Origin of the sequence: Bacillus sp. OK048, assembly GCF_900103525.1 — a bacterium.
Taxonomy (GTDB): Bacteria; Bacillota; Bacilli; order Bacillales; family Cytobacillaceae; genus Neobacillus.
The window spans coordinates 237,761-256,149 of the sequence record NZ_FNHN01000009.1; the positions used below are offsets into that span (position 1 = coordinate 237,761).

An 18,389-nucleotide genomic window follows, 5' to 3' on the forward strand; every position below is an offset into this window, starting at 1 on the left:
AAATTCTGCTGGTTGTCCTTCATTATAAGGATATAGACATTTGTATAAGTATATTTTTACGAAGGAAGTAGATTATGACGGAAGAAAATATAACCAGAATTCAGTTAGATGGCAAGGAAATTATCTTAGTTGGTACTGCACATGTTTCCAAACAAAGTGTAGAGCAGGTAAAGGAAGTCATTGATCGTGAACAGCCTGATTCGGTTTGTATCGAATTGGATGAACAACGGTATAAAGCAATAATGGAAGGAAATAAGTGGAGAGAAACTGATATTTTTAAGGTCATAAAAGAAAAGAAAGCGACATTGCTTATCATGAATCTTGCTATTTCTTCCTTTCAAAATCGTTTAGCAAAACAGTTTAATACAAAGCCAGGCCAGGAAATGATTCAAGGAATTGAATCGGCAAAGGAAATAGGTGCTGAGCTCGTATTAGCCGACCGTAATATTCAAATTACCTTTTCACGTATTTGGGGTAATGTTGGTATTTGGGGAAAAGCGCAGCTGCTCACGTCAATTATCTATAGTATTTTCAATAAAGAAACCATTTCAGAGGAAGAACTTGAGAAAATGAAAACGCAAGATACGTTAAATGCGTCACTTGCTGAAATTTCCGAAGCATTTCCAAAATTAAAGAAACCCTTAATTGATGAACGCGATCAATACTTAGCACAAAAAATTAAAGAAGCACCTGGTAAAAAAGTTGTGGCAGTTTTAGGTGCAGCGCACGTCCCTGGAATTACCAAAGAAATTCATAAAGACCAGGATTTGCAAGCTCTAACAACAACAAAACCAAAATCGAAAACACCGCAAATTATCGGCTGGGCCATCCCTGCGCTTATTGTTGCACTTATTGCCTTTACCTTTTTTCTCAATCCATCTGCTGGTATGGATCAAGCGATTAGTTGGATACTTTGGACCGGAACCACAGCTGCGATTGGTGCAGCCGCAGCATTAGGGCACCCACTGGCTATTTTATCAGCATTTATCGCAGCGCCAATCACTACGTTACATCCATTATTGGCGGCAGGCTGGGTATCAGGGATTGTTCAAGCATACATTAAACGTCCAAGTGTCGCAGACTTTGAAACATTATCAGAAGACGTTTTCTCTTTAAAGGGCTTTTGGCGGAATAAATTTACAAGGGTCCTGCTCGTCATCATCCTTACCAACATAGGCGGATCTATTGGAACCTTTATTGGCGGAGCAGATGTAATCCGGACGTTTTTTAATAACTTGTAATGAGTAGTACCTTCCAAAGCGGGAGGTGCTATTTTTTTACGGTTGGAGAATGTTGTCGAACGTTTAGTAGCTAGTAGTGCAGCGGGCTGAAGTAGAATAGAGGTAATTGATATGAATAAGGAGTTGGGAATGGTTGAATATTTATCTTATCCGTCATGGTGAAGCGGAGCATAATGTGGATAAAACAGTGATGGCACATACGCATGATTCTCAGCATAGTTTAACAGAACTAGGACGTAAACAAGCACAGGTAACGGCTGAATTTTTCAAAACCATCATCACCTTAAAGACGGTTTTGTACAGCTCACCTTATTTACGCACGATTCAAACAGCAAAAGCCATTCATTCACAGCTCCCAGAAACAGTTCCGTTTTTTGAAAATCCACTTATACGAGAATGGGAGCTAGGAAACCTTTATGATTTTACCGATCGTCCTCCAGAGAAAAAGAAGGAGTTCAAGGCGGCAGGACAATTTTACTTCCGTTTTCAAAATGGGGAATCATTAGCCGACGTGTATTTACGCGCGACGATGTTCATGCATACCGTGGTCGAACGAGTAAGGAGACAGCAACGTTATGACAATGTCGTCATTGTCACCCATGCTGCGTTTATTCATATGCTGTTAACCTTTTTGATGAATTGGCCGATAGAGGATTTGAAACATTTTAAACCGGTTGAGAATGCCTCTGTCATAAAACTAAACGAAGTAGATGGTGACTATCAGTACGAAAAGATATTTGTACCCATCGTCGACTAATCATGAAAAATCATCTGTACTAGTATCGTCGGAAAGGTCACAAGCATCTAATAGTGCTTTTTAAGTACAAATCTTATGTAAATTTGTGTGGGTTGATTTAAAATGGAAGCCTCTTATTTAAGCCTGGTCCCTATGTATCGCATAGGAATCAGGTTTTTTTTATAAAGAAATTGGAAAATTATCCAAAGTCTATTGTTATTTGTTAAATAAAGTGATATAGTACATTACAACAGTAATGCACTATGTCAGAAAGGAGGAAAAGGGTTGATTCTTAATATGGATGGAGCGAAACCAATTTATTTGCAAATTTCTGAATGGCTGGAAAGAGAAATTCTGAATGAGAATTTTAAAAGTGATCAAAAAATTTACTCCCAATATCAGCTTGCGGAAATGTTTACGATTAACCCAGCTACGGCGGCAAAGGGGTTAACGCTGCTGGTCGAAGAGAACATTCTTTATAAAAAGCGAGGGCTCGGAATGTTTGTTGCAAGTAATGCGAGAGAAATCATCATCAATAAACGAAAAAGTCAAACCTTAAAGGGATTAGTCATTGATATTGTCATGGAAGCGAAACGATTAGATGTAAGTATAGAGGAATTAATCCAAATGATTCGTGATGTAAACAAAAGGGAGGCAGGGGAATGAACGTCATAGATTGCAAAGGATTGACGAAAGTTTATGGGAGAACAAAAGCGCTAAATCATCTATCATTCACAATTGAAGAAAATAAGATTACTGGGTTAATAGGACGAAATGGTGCCGGTAAAACGACACTGTTAAAGATAATTGCTGGATTCATGAGAGAAACATCAGGAGAAGTGGAGGTTTTTTCCGAAAAACCGTTTAACAATCTTTTCGTGTCCTCCAACGTTATTTATATAAATGACCAAATGAATTTTCCAACAGCCTTATCATTAAAAGAAATATTAAATGTAGCGGCTGCCTTTTATGAAAATTGGAACCACGAACTTGCTAACCGGCTTTTTGATTACTTTTCCTTTCACCAGGACCAACAATATAACGATCTTTCGAAGGGAATGAAAAGTGCCTTTAATATGATCGTAGGTTTATCTGCACGATGTGCCTTAACCATGTTTGATGAGCCAACAACCGGGATGGATGCAGCGGTCAGAAAGGATTTTTATCGGGCCTTGCTTAAAGAGTACATCGCCTATCCCCGGACGATTATCCTTTCCAGTCATCACTTAAACGAAATAGAGGATTTATTGGAAGATATTTTGCTGCTAAAAAATGGAAAAGAGCATCTTCATATGCCAATAGCGGAACTAAGAACATGGGCGATTGGCATGGAAGGATTGACTGCAAATGTGAATGAATGGATACGGGATAGAGAAGTCATACATTCAAAAAACATTGGTTTAGATCACATGTATGTGGTGGTAAGAAACGATTTTTCTAAGGATGAAAAACTAGAGGCACAAGCAGCAGGAGTAACCATTACACCGGTTTCATCAAGTGATGTATGTGTGTATTTAACAAGTAAAACGAAGGGGGGAATCGACGATGTCTTTATTAAGGATTAGTATGCTAGATATTGTAAAAAGGCAATATGCATATAAGCTTCGGGCATATATTCAGGTGTTTATGTCCCTAGTCTTTATTCAGATGTTAGGAATACTCTTCTCCTTTAACGGTGTTGGAATGTCAGGCGGAGGAAGTAATACGCTTGGTGTGAATGTCCATTTTTATTCTGCAGATATTGTGATTGCTTTCACGATTGTTTGGGCGATTATTTCTGCAATTCTTATCACGACCCAAGCATACAGGAATGATGACTTTGTATTTGTAACGAATAGAATGAGCAGTAATTTTTCCAATATATTGTTTTTGGCGACTGCTAGTATCGTGGGGGGAATAACGGCCATCATGTCCACTTACGTAATGAAAGTATTGATGTATGTATTGGGGCGAACGGAATATCTATCAAGTCCCATCGCTGCATCAGAAATGATCATTGGTTTTGGTGCCACCATTCTCTATGTTTTACTTGGTACTGCAATCGGTTATTTTATTGGAACCCTGGTCCAGCTAAATAAGGTATTTGTTGTCTTGGTACCGGGTGTTTTAATTGGAATGATTGTCCTTGGAGCGGGAAGTATGGACGGGGGATTTTTCCAAGATATGATTAAATTTATTTTTATGGAGTCATCCTTCGCTTTATTTTTTATTAAAATCGTTATTTTAGTAATTTTGCTTTTTTCTAGTTCAACACTGCTGTCCAATCGATTGGAGGTGAGGTAGATGGCTATTTTACCTCTAATAATCATCTTAATCATTATAATTGCTATAGTAAGACAGTCGAAGAGTAGCGGTAGGAAGAATACCTTCTTTGGTAAGCAAATTCGCTGGGTTTTTGGTGGCTATTTAGCCATCCTAGTCATTTGTGCTGGCTTGAGTCCCTTGCTGCCGACGGATGAAAAAATCTACAAAGCTATTGATGTAAAGGATCTAGATCATGCGGGTATCGAGTTATACGACGCAGCACTTGCGGGGAATATTGATAAAGTGGACAGTAACTATATCAAAAAAACATGGAATCTGGATTATCAAGATCAACAACTCGCTATAACTGCTGCAAATGAAGAATATATCGAAACGTCGATCATTGTAGAAAGGAAAACGGTGAATAATGGTGAAATTGAAGCGGTCTACTATAAATCGAGGTCCAGTGTGAATGGCATGGACATCTCTGATTTAGAAAAACCCCTTCAAATGAAGATTGAGAAAAACACGATGAGGTTAGAGAATCCAGAAAAATTAACACTAGAATTCACCCAATTCCAACAAGCATTCCCAATTAACCAATTTACAGGAAAACGTGGCTTCAGCGATTCAAATAGCATCTACGAAGGAAACAGCGTCCTTTACCTAAAAGTTCCCAAAGACCTAAAAATCAACGCCCCATCCGAACTTAATGTACAATATGTAGAGTAAAAAGTAATGCGATAAGAAGAATGGTGGCAGATCATTAAGAAAAAGACACTGTCCGTGTGGAATGGACAGTGTCCACGAGCGGTGCCTGTCACCATTTAATACACCAATGAAAAACCTTGGAGAGGAGCGCGTCATTTGAATATTGCTTTAAGTCATAAACAGATAAAAGAAATGTGCGGTACGGTCTCCTTTAAACGAGGGGATTCTTTTTATAGGGCGGGGAAGGTGGCTTTTGATTTTTATAGTCGCAATCGTTGTGAAGCGACAGTTAGAGGAGCGGAAGATTTTTATGTCACGGTAATTGAAGAAGAGGATGGCTCCCTTTTTACAAAATGCAGCTGTCCAAAACTTTTATCCGTCAAAACGGAATGCCAGCATATTGCAGCTGTATTACTGGCACTCAATGACCATCAACAGCAAGGAACAACACCGATTGTGGCGAATCAGGTTGCCATCGATTCAACAACCAAACAAGAACTGACAAAAGGACTGCTCACCATTTTTACCGATCAACCTAAACGTTCAAGTGGTCATCAGCTTCATTTTGAGAATAGACAAGTATTAGAAGCAACGTTTTTATGTAAACCTGTAGAGATCGCGAAAGGGACAGTATTACTCGGAATAGAGATGGAAATTGATTATGTAAAGGTAAAGAATATCCGAGATTTCCTAGTTCGGGTTAACGAAGGTCATTCGAGCATTCTTGCGGATACCTTCACCTTCAATCCTACCCAACATTGTTTTCAAAACGAAACAAACGCAGTTATCCAACAGCTTATCCAAGTCGGGCATGACGAACAAGCTTATGTTAGTGCAATGCTAGATCCAATAGCTAATACATTTACGTCAGACCAACTGCTGGTACCGCCATCTTCTTGGGAGCAGCTACACCCTTTGTTGGTAAAAGCACCAGTCGTAAAGGTTGAAAATGAAGGAGAAACTTTTGCTGGTCTTGTCCTAAAAGAGGAAATATTGCCGCTAAAGTTTGTCTTTGCGACCTCTGGTAACGGGGGATTTCAACTAAGGGTAAAAGGGTTGACCCATCTAATTGTATTGGCGCCTTACCATTTTGTTCTATATAAGAGCAAATTTATTCGAATGGATGAAACGAATTGCAAACGTTTGGCAGAGCTTAAAAATATGTTAGCGGATTCCAAAACAAATCAAATCGAGATACCATCGGACCAAATAGATTATTTTTTAGAAAAAGTGGTCCCAGGTTTAAAAAAACTTGGCGAGGTGGAACTGCCTCGAAACTTAAGGGAACGTTATCGGAAAACGCCTTTAATTGCCAAGCTTTACTTGGATCGTGTGAAAAATAAACTATTAGCTGGATTAGAATTTCAATACGAAAATATCGTAATAAACCCATTAGACAGTCGTGAACGACAGAATGCTCCCTACTTAATAAGAGATGAGGAAAAAGAGAATCAAATTCTCCAACTGATGGAGGAAAGCTCGTTTGCCCATACAGACAGTGGTTACTTTTTACATAACGAAGAGCTGGAGTATGAATTTTTGTATCATACAGTTCCAAAGCTGCAAAAGCTCGTCCAAATATATGCAACAACCGCGGTAAGAAATAGGATTTTTAGAGAAAATACCATCCCTAAGATTCGGATTAAAGTAAAAAAGGAACGGACCAATTGGCTGGAATTTAAATTTGAAATGGATGGGATCCCTGAAAAACAGATCAAGGACGTTTTAGCTGCGCTCGAGGTAAAACGCAAATATTATCGGTTGCGGAATGGGACCTTGCTTTCATTGGAGACAAGAGAATTTGAGGAAATTAAACGTTTTCTACAGGCAGTTCCCGTTCAGGCAGAAGATTTGGAAGCAGGATTTAATGCTCCGATTCTAAAAGGAATTCAACTGATGGATTCGGTTGAGGACCATACAACATTTACCCTTGAGGATTCGTTCCGACAGTTTTTGGACACAATCAGTAATCCGAGCAGTATGGAGTTCGAGGTACCTGAATTAGTAGCGTCGATTTTAAGAGATTATCAAGTTCATGGGTACAAATGGATGAAAACAATTGCCAGCTATGGGTTTGGAGGAATTCTTGCAGATGATATGGGACTGGGGAAAACCCTGCAAAGTATTACTTTTATACTTTCTGTGCTTCCGAGCGTTCGTAAAAGCAAGCTCCCCATTCTCATTGTCTGTCCCTCATCATTGACGTATAACTGGCTTAGTGAAATCAAGAAATTTGCTCCTGTACTACGGGCTGTCATTATCGATGGCAGTACCATTGAGCGGAAGGCTAAACAGAAGGAAAGTGTTGAGTCGGATGTTGTGATTACCTCCTATCCTTTGTTGCGCAAGGATATTGAGTGGTATGTAAAACAATCCTATCATACTGTGTTTTTTGATGAAGCTCAGGCATTTAAAAACCCTGTGACTCAAACAGCCAGAGCAGTAAAAAGAATCCAGGCGGATCATCGCTTTGCCTTAACAGGTACACCGGTAGAAAATTCGTTGGAGGAGTTATGGTCCATTTATCATGTTGTGTTTCCGGAACTGTTCCAAGGGCTTAAAGAATATAGCCACTTAACAAGGAAGACGATAGCAAGACGGATCAGGCCATTTTTACTTCGCAGATTGAAAGAGGATGTTCTTTCAGAGCTTCCTGAAAAAATTGAGTCAGTTGATTCAGTGGAGTTACTTCCAGAACAGAAGAAGCTGTATGGTGCCTTTTTAGCAAAGCTTCGTCATGACACGCTGAAACATCTGGACAAGGACACGCTTCGTAAAAATAAAATCAAAATCCTTGCTGGTTTGACGAGGCTTCGGCAAATTTGCTGTCATCCTGCCCTGTTCGTTGATGGGTATAAGGGGAGTTCAGCAAAGTTTGAGCAGCTGCTAAGGATTATTGAGGAATCAAGACATGCAGGGAGACGAGTATTGATTTTTTCACAGTTTACAAAAATGCTTCAGCTTATCGGCAGAGAATTAGCGCTCGAAGGGCTGCCTTTCTTCTATCTTGATGGACAAACCCCATCAGAAGAACGTGTAGAACTCACGAATCGCTTTAATGCAGGTGAACGTGATTTTTTCCTAATATCATTAAAAGCAGGAGGAACAGGTCTCAATCTAACTGGTGCAGATACAGTTATCCTATATGACCTATGGTGGAACCCGGCCGTGGAAGAGCAAGCAGCGGATCGGGCGCACCGTATGGGTCAAAAGAATATCGTGCAAGTAATTAAATTAGTTGCTCGTGGTACCATTGAAGAAAAAATGAATGAGCTGCAGGAGAAAAAGCGAGATTTAATAGAGGAAATTATTGAATCGAAAGATAAAGGGAAGTCTTCGTTAACAGAAGAGGATATTCGGGAGATATTGATGATATAAGGTGCGAATCTTATTACTAGAACCTGCCGATGGGCCTGCTGGAGTGACCGAAGAGCATTCAGAAAAGTCATTTGGGTCAATGCAGAGGGGCTGGAGTGACCGAAGAGCATTCAGAAAAGGCAATTGGGTCAATGCAGAGGGGCTGGAGTGACCGAAGAGCATTCAGAAAAGTCATTTGGGTCAATGCAGGGAAGCGGGAGTGACCGAAGAGCATTCAGAAAAGGCACTTGGGTCAATGCAGGTGGGCTGGAGTGACCGATGAGCATTCAGAAAAGTCATTTGGGTCAATGCAGAAGGGCTGGAGTGACCGAAGAGCATTCAGAAAAGTCATTTGGGTCAATGCAGGTGGGCTGGAGTGAACGATGAGCATTCAGAAAAGTCATTTGGGTCAATGCAGGGGAGTTGGAGTGACCGAAGAGCATGCAGAAAAGTCATTTGGGTCAATGCAGGTGGGCTGGAGTGACCGAAGAGCATGCAGAAAGGGCATTTGGGTCAATGCAGGGGAGCTGGAGTGACCGAAGAGCATTCAGAAAAGGCATTTGGGTCAATGCAGGGGAGCTGGAGTGACCGAAGAGCATGCAGAAAAGGCAATTGGGTAATGCGGAGGGGCTGGAGTGACCGAAGAGCATTCAGAAAAGTCATTTGGGTCAATGCAGAGGGGCTGTAGTGACCAAGACTGCAACAAAATAGTAGTTACGGTCACTGCAGACCAGTTCGAAGCCCGAGTCCGAAACAAAATTACACTTTCGATCACTCCAGCCAATAACAGTGACCGTAAGATTTTACATAGCTGACTATATAAATTAATTTAACTAACTATGTTATACTATTCCATATAAGACCGACAGTAAAATGGAGGATTTTTTATGCAGCGTGGTACTTTTCAATTAATGAAATCCGTTAATAAGTCAATTATTTTAAATAAAATACGTACCTCAGAACCGATATCCCGCGCGCAAATTGCCAAAGAAACAAGTCTGACCCCACCGACTGTTAGCAGCATTGTAAAGGAACTGATCGAACAGGGATTAGTGCGAGAAAGTTCGCTGGGGCATTCGAGCGGTGGGCGAAAACCAACGATGTTACATATCAATACCAGTGCATTTTATGTCATTGGTATCGATGCGGGGCCTGAAACAATCAAAAGTGTTCTAACGGATCTATCCGGTCAAATTTTGCAGCGTGCCTCCGTCATTTTAGAAAAACCAATAACGAACAACCAATTTATTTTGACATTAAAGGAAAGTATATATACCCTATTACAGTTAACGGAAATCAATCATGACCAAATTATCGGCATCGGCATTGCGATGCATGGGGTCGTAGACGTTGAAACCGGAACCTCCCTGGTTGCACCTATTTTAAACTTAAGAAATATTCCTATTAAAGAAGCGCTGGAAGAGGAATTTAACCTAACGATAAAGGTTGAAAATGATGCCCGGGCGATGGCGCTGGGAGAATCCTGGTTTGGCGGACATGGTGAAGCCGAAAGTATGGTTGCCGTCAATATTGGCCGCGGTGTTGGTGCTGGCGTTGTAATGAACGGAAAATTATATCATGGGGCACAGGGGATTGCAGGGGAATTTGGTCATATGACGATCGATATGAACGGTACCCTTTGTGAGTGTGGAAATCGTGGCTGTTTGCAAACCTTCGTGAGTGGGGCTGCTATTGCTGAAAGAGCAGGGAAACAAATCCCTGACAGCAAAGCGACTAGCCTGACTGGAAAAGAGGTATTTGAATCAGCACAAAAGGGGAATCTACCCTTTAGGGATGTTCTCCATGAAACCGGTACGATCTTTGGCATCGGATTAACAAACTTAATTCACTTACTGAATCCGCAAAAGATTGTTTTAGGCGGCGGGGTAATGAAGAGTGAGGAATTTATCATGCCAGCAATCCTTGAAACAATTCAGCAAAGAGTCTTGACTACAGAGGCGAGAAAGACCGAGGTTTCAGTCACACAGCTTGGTGATGATGCAACCTTGCTAGGTGCCGTGTCCCTGCTGTTGGTAGAATTATTTAATCCAATGGCTCTGTTATAACAGAATGTTGATTTCAATGCGATTGAAAAATAAACGGAGAAATTCCGGCTAAATTGGGAAATCCCCATATTTCCTTAAAAATAAGGGGAGTTTTTCCGGTTATATGATCCAAATCTTTGGATTTTTGCTTATTTAGAGCAGTTAATCGGAATATCTCCGCTTATATTGCTTCGTAAGCTTCCTTTATCTTCAATAGCCGGAAATTCTCCGCCTATGAATTCTCATACCTACACGAAAATCAACAATGAAAAATAACAGGACTAATCCAATAAAAGAAATAGGCTGACCCCATTGGGACCAGCCTATTTTTTAGTTTTCCAAACGAAACGTAAACACGGTTTGTTTCTGATAAGGTTCTCCTGCGTTTAGGATCACCGTTGGAAATCCATCATGATGCAAGGAGGCTGGAGATGCCTGTGTTTCGAAACAGACACCAAGGTATTTTCGAGAAGTGCCTTCTGCTAATGGCAGCCCGTCTGCCAAACCATTGGACGTATACATCACCACTCCAGGTTCATTTGTCGTTACCAGCATTACCCGGCCACTGACAGGATCTTGAAGGGTTGCCTGATATGCCTCCGCATGATCAAAAATAAAGTAATGATCATACCCGCTGTCAGCAATTTTATTTTGCTCGAAGTTATTGTTAAACCCATTGCCAAGCACACGTCCTCCGCGGAAATCAAAGGTTGTGCCTTCAACATCAAGCAGTTTTCCAGTGGGAATAAGGTTTGGGTCTAGCTCAACAAACCTGCTGCTATCGATAGTCACGTGGTGATCATGAATAGTAGTTTTTAAATTCCCGCTTAAATTAAAATAAGCATGATTCGTCAGGGTAAGAGGGGTGGTCTGATCACTTTTTGCTGCATAATCAAGGATGAGTTGATTGTGATTGGTTAAGGTATACGTTACCTTTATCTCAACGTTTCCAGGATATCCACTATCCCTATCAGCGCTCCTATGGGTAAGGGTTAACCCAACTTCTTCATCAGTTTGAAAAGGGCTAACATCCCAAACAATTTGATGCAATCCATCTGGACCGCCATGCAAATGGTTATCTCCATTATTTTTTGCTAATGTATATGTCTTATCATTCAGATTAAAGGAAGCCCCTTGAATCCTGCCGGCAACCCGGCCAATAAGGGCACCAAAATAATTTGGATTCGTTTGATAATCTTGGTAATTTCGATATCCAAGGACAACATTTTCAATGTTTCCGTTTCGATCCGGAACCATTATTTTTGTAATAATTCCACCAAAGTCCAGCACACTGACACGCATGCCGAGATCATTTGATAATGTGTATTCCGTCCATTTTCCTAGTATCTGGTTACTTTCGATATTCATTGTTCCTCCACCTATTTATTTAATGTATTGATAAAGCGATTAAAGGCTTCGCGGTCTTTTAATACCCCGGCATCCTCAAGTACTCTTACAAATTTCTTTCCTAATTCTTCTCGTAAAATTACTTCTGCTTGTTCTGAATCAGAAAGAGTGCCATACACTGCTTTTATTTGATTTGCCCATTCTTGATGATATTCTTCTACATGAGTAGATTCATCCAATAGAAACTTCTTAATTTCTGCAAGTTCATCCAATAGTCTTGGCGGCAGAACAGCAAGCCCCATAACCTCAATTAATCCGATGTTTTCTTTTTTGATATGATGTACATCGGCGTGCGGATGAAAAATGCCAAGCGGGTGTTCAGCATTTGTCCGATTGTTCCGAAGAACAAGGTCAAGTTCAAAATGGCCATCTCGCTTTCTAGCAATAGGTGTAACCGTGTTATGTGGTGTTTCTCCAGTAAACGCGAACACATCGGCCAATTCGTCAGAATAGCTCTTCCAGGTTTGCAAAATTTTATCTCCTGCCGCGAGGATAGAAGCTTTATCAGTGCCCTGTAAGCGAATAACGGACATTGGCCATTTTAATACGGACGCCTTGATTTCAGGGAATTCCTTGACGGCAAAGGTAAAGGAGTCCTCTGCACGGGTCATGCCGAATTCATAGCACCCGCCCTGATAATGGTCGTGACTTAAAATAGAACCGCCAACAATTGGTAAATCAGCATTTGACCCAATAAAGTAGTGCGGGAATTTATCCGTAAAGTCAAGTAATCTCTCAAACGCACTTCTATCAATCTTCATGTCACGATGTTCTTCACAAAATACAATGCAGTGCTCATTATAATAGACATAAGGGGAGTACTGTAAAAACCAGCTTTGCCCTGAAAGTGGAACATGGATAATCCGATGATTGGCACGGGCAGGATAACCCGTTCGCCCTGCATAGCCTTCGTTTTCTTTACATAACAAGCATTTAGGATAATGGCCCGTTTGTTTCATCTCACGTTCACGCTTAATTTGTTCTGGGTCTTTTTCTGGCTTGGATAAATTAATGGTAATATCCATCAAACCGTAGGCTGTTTCTACCTTGTAAGAAATATTTTTAGCAATTCGATTTATTTGAATGTAATTATTGTTTTTACTTAGGTTATAAAAATAATCGGTTGCTGCTGCTGGCGATTCCTGATACTTTTGGTTAAATACAGCATTAACAACAGAGGGTCTTGGAACAAAACAGTTCATGATAGTGGCTGCTAAAATTTCCTTGTCATCGAATACATCCTCGATCACCTCGTGCTCCACAGCATAGAGAATTATTTTTTCCACGAGGTTTGGAATCGTATCTTCGCTGGGCTTCACTTTATCATCTGGAAAAGCTTCAAGACCAAGCAGGCTCATTACCTGATTCCGAACATAAATCTGATCTGCATCTTCAATTAAGTCAACTTCCATCGCTTTTTGAATAAGACCAGTTATCAGTTGGTAAATCATTTCTACTCCACCTTCCCTTATCATTAGTCCCCGGTAATTTCTTTTGCTCCATCACCAATCGCTGCGGTGTAGAAAGTTGCTTCATAGCCAACTTTTTCGCGGTAGATATCGTTTAGGCTTTTCTTAAAATGATCTACTTTGTCCTTCTCGACAATTGCGATGGCACAGCCGCCAAATCCGGCACCGGTCATCCGTGCGCCGATTACGCCTGCCTGTTCCCAAGCCGCCAGCACAAGGGTATCAAGCTCAAGTCCGGTAACTTCATAATCATCCTTTAGGGATAGGTGTGATTCATTCATAAGTTTGCCAAACCAGTTGAGGTCACCAGACTGAAGTTTTTCTAACGCCTCTAGGGTCCTGGCATTTTCGTAAACGGCATGCTTCGCACGTTTTTGATTGATTTCATCGCTAATTAAGTGCTTATTTTCTTCAAATGCAGCGGGTGTTAATTCACCTAAACTAGTGATCGGGAGTTTCTGTTGTAACTCGCCAAGCGCTTGTTCACATTGGGATCGACGCTCATTGTACTTAGAACCAGCTAAGGTACGCTGCTTATTCGTATTGATAATGATAATCGCATGATCGTTCAATACGATTGGGGCGTATGTGTATTCTAAGGTTTGACAGTTTAGTAGAAGGGCATGATCCTTTTTCCCCATTCCAATTGCAAATTGGTCCATAATCCCACTGTTTACACCAATGTACTCATTCTCGACCTTTTGTCCAAGTTGAATCATCGGGACCCGATCTAGGTTAAGGTCGAAAAGCCGATCCAATAAAACTCCTGTTGCCAGTTCTATCGATGCGGAAGAAGAGAGACCAGCACCATTTGGGATATTTCCATAGTACAAAATATCTGCACCTTGTTTAATTGTATACCCAGCTTCTTTTATATAGAGGAGCATTCCCTTGGGGTAATTTGCCCAATGATCAGCTTCTTTATATGTTAAATCTGCCAGATTGCATTCAATGATCCCGATTTCGGGGAAATTCATGCTGTAGAAACGGAGGGTTTGATCATCCCGTTTTCTTACTAGAGCATAGGTTCCATAGGAGATAGCGGCAGGGAAAACATGGCCGCCGTTGTAATCCGTATGTTCGCCAATTAAATTTATTCTGCCAGGGGCAAAAAAGGTTCTAGGTTTTATCGGCGTATCAAAAATGGATTGAAATTCGCTCGTTAAATTGAGTGTAGTATTCATAGTGCCTCCTAATTCGGTTAGGGTAGATGGTTAGTACAACTTAATTAATTAAATTAATTAAGTTACTTTAAGTTTACTGTGAATCTTCTGAGTAAGCAATATAAAATTTGAAATCTTTTTAGGTAAAAAAGTTTTATTGCTGTCCTTTTTAGGGGTTCTGTCGCTCTTAATTAGAAGTTTTTCTAAACGGGTATAGGCACTTGAAGTTCAGATAAAAATGAAGTAAAATTTAGTAAAATGTTTTACTAAATAAAAATTAATATCTATTTAGGCTATAAGTTGAGGGAGATACTATCATGGCTACGATTAAAGATATAGCGGAAAAAGCAGGTTATTCTATTTCGACAGTTTCTAGAGTTCTAAATAATGACTCAAGTCTTTCGGTGCCAGATGAAACGCGGGAGAAAATTTATGCAGTGGCGGAGGAACTCAATTACCGAAAGAAAACAGTCAGACTGTTAGTGAAGAATATCGCTTTTCTATATTGGTTAACTGATAAAGAAGAATTAGAAGATGTTTATTTTAAAACAATGAGAATTGAATTAGAAAAAACGGCGAAATTGTACAATGTTGAATTAGTTACCTATAAAATATCGGATGGAATTCAGCAAATTCCAGACACTCTAGATGGATTCATTGCTGTAGGTATGTTTTCAGACAAAGAGCTTGCCTATTTGAGAAGCATTACACCCAATGGGGTTTTCCTCGATACATCACCTGACCCTACCCATTATGATTCTGTCCGACCAGACTTGCCGCAAATTACTAGAAGTACTGTTGATTTCTTAATAAGTAGAGGTCATAGCGAAATTGGTTTTATTGGGGGTACCTATCATAATCCAAACACGGACAAGGATGAATTGGATTTGCGAGAACGAGTGTTTCGCAGGTATATGGAGCAAAAAGGGTTATTAAAAGAAGAATACGTTTTTCACCACAGAAGCTTTTCAGTTGATACAGGCTATTTGTTAATGAAAACGGCTATTCAAACGCTGGGCGATCAGTTACCCTCCGCCTTCTTCATTGCAGCAGACCCCATTGCTGTTGGCTGTCTTCAAGCGTTGAATGAACATGGCATTGCGACCCCTAATCGGGTCAGCATCATCAGCATTAACAATATAAGTGTGGCGAAATATGTATCGCCGCCATTAACTACATTCCATATTGATATGCGTGAAATATGTAAAAACGCCATTATGTTACTGCTTGAAAGGGTCTTGGAAAAACGGAAACTGGTAAAAACCATATATATCGGATCTGAACTGGTCATTCGTAAGAGTACGAATTAAGATGGTTTCGAAAAGTATTCACCTTTTTGAATAAAAAATCGTGGGGATTTTGTGGGGAGAATGAGATTACTATGTCTACACATGAAAAAACATATACAACGAAAGCGAACTTCATGCTTCATGGCGGTGACTATAATCCCGATCAATGGTTGGACCGCCCGGATATTTTAGCTGATGATATAAAATTAATGCAGCTTTCCCATACAAATACATTTTCGGTTGGAATTTTTGCTTGGGCGGCACTTGAACCGAAAGAAGGCGTTTACAACTTTGAGTGGCTGGATAAAGTGATTGATGACATCTACAGTATCGATGGCAGAGTGATTTTAGCGACACCAAGTGGAGCGCGTCCTGCCTGGATGTCGCAAAAATATCCTGAAGTGTTGCGTGTGAATGACGCGAGGGTGAAGCAGCTGCACGGCGGCAGGCATAATCACTGTTTTACCTCTCCGGTCTATCGCGAAAAAACACAGAAGATTAATCGTTTATTGGCCGAAAGGTATGGCGGTCACCCTGCCTTGCTGATGTGGCATATTTCAAATGAGTATGGCGGCGAATGTCATTGTGATCGTTGCCAAGGTGCATTTAGAGAATATCTTAAAAAGAAATACAATAACGATTTAAAAACCTTGAATGATGCATGGTGGGGACCTTTCTGGAGCCATACTTTTACGGATTGGTCGCAAATTGAATCTCCTTCTTCAATAGGAGAAAGTATGGTTCACGGCTTAAACCTAGATTGGCGTCGGTTTGTTACCGATCAAACCATTGACTTTTTTGAAAATGAAATTGTTCCGATTAAAGAATTGACACCAGATGTTCCAATTACGACGAATTTTATGGCAGACACACATGAGCTAATTCCATTCCAAGCGCTCGATTATAGCAAATTTGCGAAGCACTTGGATGTCATCAGCTGGGACGCATACCCTGCTTGGCATAATGATGTAGAAAGTACAGCAGATTTAGCGATGAGAGTTGGCTTTATTGATGATTTGTATCGCTGCCTCAAACAGCAACCATTTTTATTAATGGAATCCACTCCTAGCATGGTTAACTGGCATCCGGTCAATAAAGCAAAACGACCTGGTATGCACCTATTATCTTCTATACAAATGGTAGCCCATGGATCAGATAGCATTCTTTACTTCCAGTGGCGGAAATCCCGTGGATCCTCAGAAAAATTCCATGGTGCTGTGGTGGATCACGACAATAGTTCGGACAATCGGGTATTCCAAGATGTTGCTGAAGTTGGAAAAACGTTAGAAAAGTTATCCGGTGTTGTTGGTACGAATCGTCCTGCCGATGTTGCCATTCTTTATGATTGGGAAAGTAATTGGGCTCTTAATGATGCTCAAGGATTTGGATTAAAGACAAAGCGGTATCCACAAACGTTGGTGCAGCATTATCGTGCCTTTTGGGAGAAGGATATTCCTGTTGATGTGATCACGAAGGAACAGGATTTCGCAGCCTATAAATTATTGGTTATACCGATGCTTTACTTAGTTAGTGAAGAAACGATTTCTCGCTTGAAGTCGTTTGTTGCGGGCGGTGGAACGTTAGTTACGACATATATAAGTGGTCTCGTGAATGAACATGATTTAACCTATTTGGGTGGGTGGCACAAGAATCTGCAAGAGATTTTTGGTATTAACCCAGTGGAAACAGATACTTACTATCCAGAGGATAAAAATACTGTCAGCTATCAAAATCGATCCTATGAGTTAAAAGACTATGCAACGATCATTAAGCTTAACGGTGCAACAGTAGAAGGGACTTATAAAGAAGATTTCTACGCAAATACCCCGGCAGTTACGAGTCATTCATATGAAAATGGAAAAGCCTACTATATTGGCGGTCGCTTAGAAGATCAATTCCATCGGGATTTTTACCAAGAGATCATAAATGATTTAGAGCTCCAACCGGCCTTTTCTGTGAAACATGAGAAGGGTGTATCTGTTCAGGTTAGAAGGGCACCGGAAAGTGATTATATCTTTGTTATGAACTTTACTGAGAAAAAGCAGCCTATTACTATTGAGTCATTAGTAAAAGATGTAGTTACTGGAGAAGATGTTAGCGGAGAACTTATTTTGGAAAGATATGAAGTAAGAATCCTTGAGAATAAGAAATAACCAAATTTGGGTGATAATGAAGCTCCTTTGTTTGGAACTATTATAGAAGCAATAGTTAAAGTTGATATACGACTATAACTATTGCTTTTTTACATTTATACAATTTGATATGTGGGGGAAGAAGGAAAATGGGTAATCCCTGGAATATCAAAAATGTTGTTGATTTGTTTTACTTAGTATAGTAATATAGAAATTCCCTGATGGGCGCACCGAAATAGCAAATGTTGTTCTGGTGAAAGAATATATGTTGACATTGTATATTATTTAAAGTAAACTAATTTTTGTTGCCAATTACGAAAAAAGTTATTTTAAAAAAGTAATTGACACGATTTGAACAAAGTGTTATTCTAATGAAGTCGCTTTTGAGCGATTGCTAGGAAGCACAAAAAAAGTAGTAGTCTTGTTCTTTGAAAACTAAACAAACAAGAACGTCAACAAACAATTTTTTAGCTTTTTATAAAAGCTAAGCCAACGTAACAAAATGAGCTATATCAACTTTCTTGGAGAGTTTGATCCTGGCTCAGGACGAACGCTGGCGGCGTGCCTAATACATGCAAGTCGAGCGAATCTTGAG

16 protein-coding genes and 1 rRNA gene are annotated in these 18,389 nt (G+C 40.2%); 14 read left to right on the top strand and 3 right to left on the bottom strand.

The annotated features are described in order from the left end of the window. Nucleotides 1-74 precede the first annotated feature (74 nt). From BLR86_RS17685 to BLR86_RS17720, 11 genes are all read left to right on the top strand, one after another. Nucleotides 75-1,241, top strand: coding sequence for a TraB/GumN family protein (locus BLR86_RS17685; RefSeq protein WP_090764336.1), 1,167 nt, complete (start codon nt 75-77; stop codon nt 1,239-1,241). 133 nt (nt 1,242-1,374) lie between these two features. After that, a complete protein-coding gene (locus BLR86_RS17690) occupies nt 1,375-1,998 on the top strand; it encodes a histidine phosphatase family protein (protein WP_175492940.1) in 624 nt (207 codons plus the stop codon). A 264-nt stretch (nt 1,999-2,262) separates the two neighbouring features. After that, nucleotides 2,263-2,643, top strand: a complete 381-nt coding sequence (locus tag BLR86_RS17695; protein WP_090764342.1) for a GntR family transcriptional regulator — start codon at nt 2,263-2,265, stop codon at nt 2,641-2,643. Further along, on the top strand, nt 2,640-3,542 hold the full coding sequence (locus BLR86_RS17700; RefSeq protein ID WP_090764345.1) for an ATP-binding cassette domain-containing protein: 903 nt from the start codon (nt 2,640-2,642) through the stop codon (nt 3,540-3,542). The genes BLR86_RS17695 and BLR86_RS17700 overlap by 4 nt, the downstream gene beginning before the upstream one ends. Next, complete coding sequence (locus tag BLR86_RS17705; RefSeq protein ID WP_090764348.1) at nt 3,523-4,260, top strand: hypothetical protein; 738 nt, start codon at nt 3,523-3,525, stop codon at nt 4,258-4,260. The genes BLR86_RS17700 and BLR86_RS17705 overlap by 20 nt, the downstream gene beginning before the upstream one ends. After that, nucleotides 4,261-4,953, top strand: a complete 693-nt coding sequence (locus tag BLR86_RS17710; protein ID WP_090764351.1) for a hypothetical protein — start codon at nt 4,261-4,263, stop codon at nt 4,951-4,953. A 135-nt stretch (nt 4,954-5,088) separates the two neighbouring features. Further along, a complete protein-coding gene (locus tag BLR86_RS17715) occupies nt 5,089-8,310 on the top strand; it encodes a DEAD/DEAH box helicase (protein ID WP_090764354.1) in 3,222 nt (1,073 codons plus the stop codon). 1 nt (nt 8,311) lies between these two features. Then, the gene (locus BLR86_RS26460) at nt 8,312-8,461 is read left to right on the top strand and encodes a hypothetical protein (protein ID WP_217642396.1); all 150 of its coding nucleotides are present in this window, start codon (nt 8,312-8,314) and stop codon (nt 8,459-8,461) included. Nucleotides 8,462-8,672: 211 nt separating this feature from the next. After that, a complete protein-coding gene (locus BLR86_RS26180) occupies nt 8,673-8,825 on the top strand; it encodes a hypothetical protein (RefSeq protein WP_175492941.1) in 153 nt (50 codons plus the stop codon). Between the two features lie 99 nt (nt 8,826-8,924). Further along, on the top strand, nt 8,925-9,104 hold the full coding sequence (locus BLR86_RS26465; RefSeq protein WP_139185642.1) for a hypothetical protein: 180 nt from the start codon (nt 8,925-8,927) through the stop codon (nt 9,102-9,104). A gap of 72 nt (nt 9,105-9,176) precedes the next feature. Then, the gene (locus BLR86_RS17720; protein WP_090764357.1) at nt 9,177-10,355 is read left to right on the top strand and encodes an ROK family transcriptional regulator; all 1,179 of its coding nucleotides are present in this window, start codon (nt 9,177-9,179) and stop codon (nt 10,353-10,355) included. A gap of 309 nt (nt 10,356-10,664) precedes the next feature. Here the strand turns inward: BLR86_RS17720 and BLR86_RS17725 are convergent, their stop codons facing one another. Genes BLR86_RS17725 through BLR86_RS17735 form a run of 3 tightly spaced genes read right to left on the bottom strand, consistent with a single transcriptional unit; the run spans nt 10,665 to nt 14,394 of the window. After that, the gene (locus BLR86_RS17725; protein ID WP_090764361.1) at nt 10,665-11,702 is read right to left on the bottom strand and encodes an aldose epimerase family protein; all 1,038 of its coding nucleotides are present in this window, start codon (nt 11,700-11,702) and stop codon (nt 10,665-10,667) included. Nucleotides 11,703-11,713: 11 nt separating this feature from the next. Then, the gene (gene galT, locus BLR86_RS17730) at nt 11,714-13,192 is read right to left on the bottom strand and encodes a UDP-glucose--hexose-1-phosphate uridylyltransferase (RefSeq protein ID WP_090764364.1); all 1,479 of its coding nucleotides are present in this window, start codon (nt 13,190-13,192) and stop codon (nt 11,714-11,716) included. A 23-nt stretch (nt 13,193-13,215) separates the two neighbouring features. After that, nucleotides 13,216-14,394, bottom strand: coding sequence for a galactokinase (locus BLR86_RS17735; RefSeq protein WP_090764367.1), 1,179 nt, complete (start codon nt 14,392-14,394; stop codon nt 13,216-13,218). A 296-nt stretch (nt 14,395-14,690) separates the two neighbouring features. Here BLR86_RS17735 and BLR86_RS17740 point away from each other — a divergent pair, with 296 nt between their 5' ends. From BLR86_RS17740 to BLR86_RS17750, 3 genes are all read left to right on the top strand, one after another. Next, on the top strand, nt 14,691-15,683 hold the full coding sequence (locus BLR86_RS17740) for a LacI family DNA-binding transcriptional regulator (protein WP_090764370.1): 993 nt from the start codon (nt 14,691-14,693) through the stop codon (nt 15,681-15,683). Between the two features lie 71 nt (nt 15,684-15,754). Continuing rightward, entirely contained in the window at nt 15,755-17,815 is a 2,061-nt protein-coding gene (locus tag BLR86_RS17745) for a beta-galactosidase (protein WP_090764373.1), read from the top strand. Nucleotides 17,816-18,312: 497 nt separating this feature from the next. Next, nucleotides 18,313-18,389 (top strand): 16S ribosomal RNA (locus BLR86_RS17750); the annotation flags it as partial.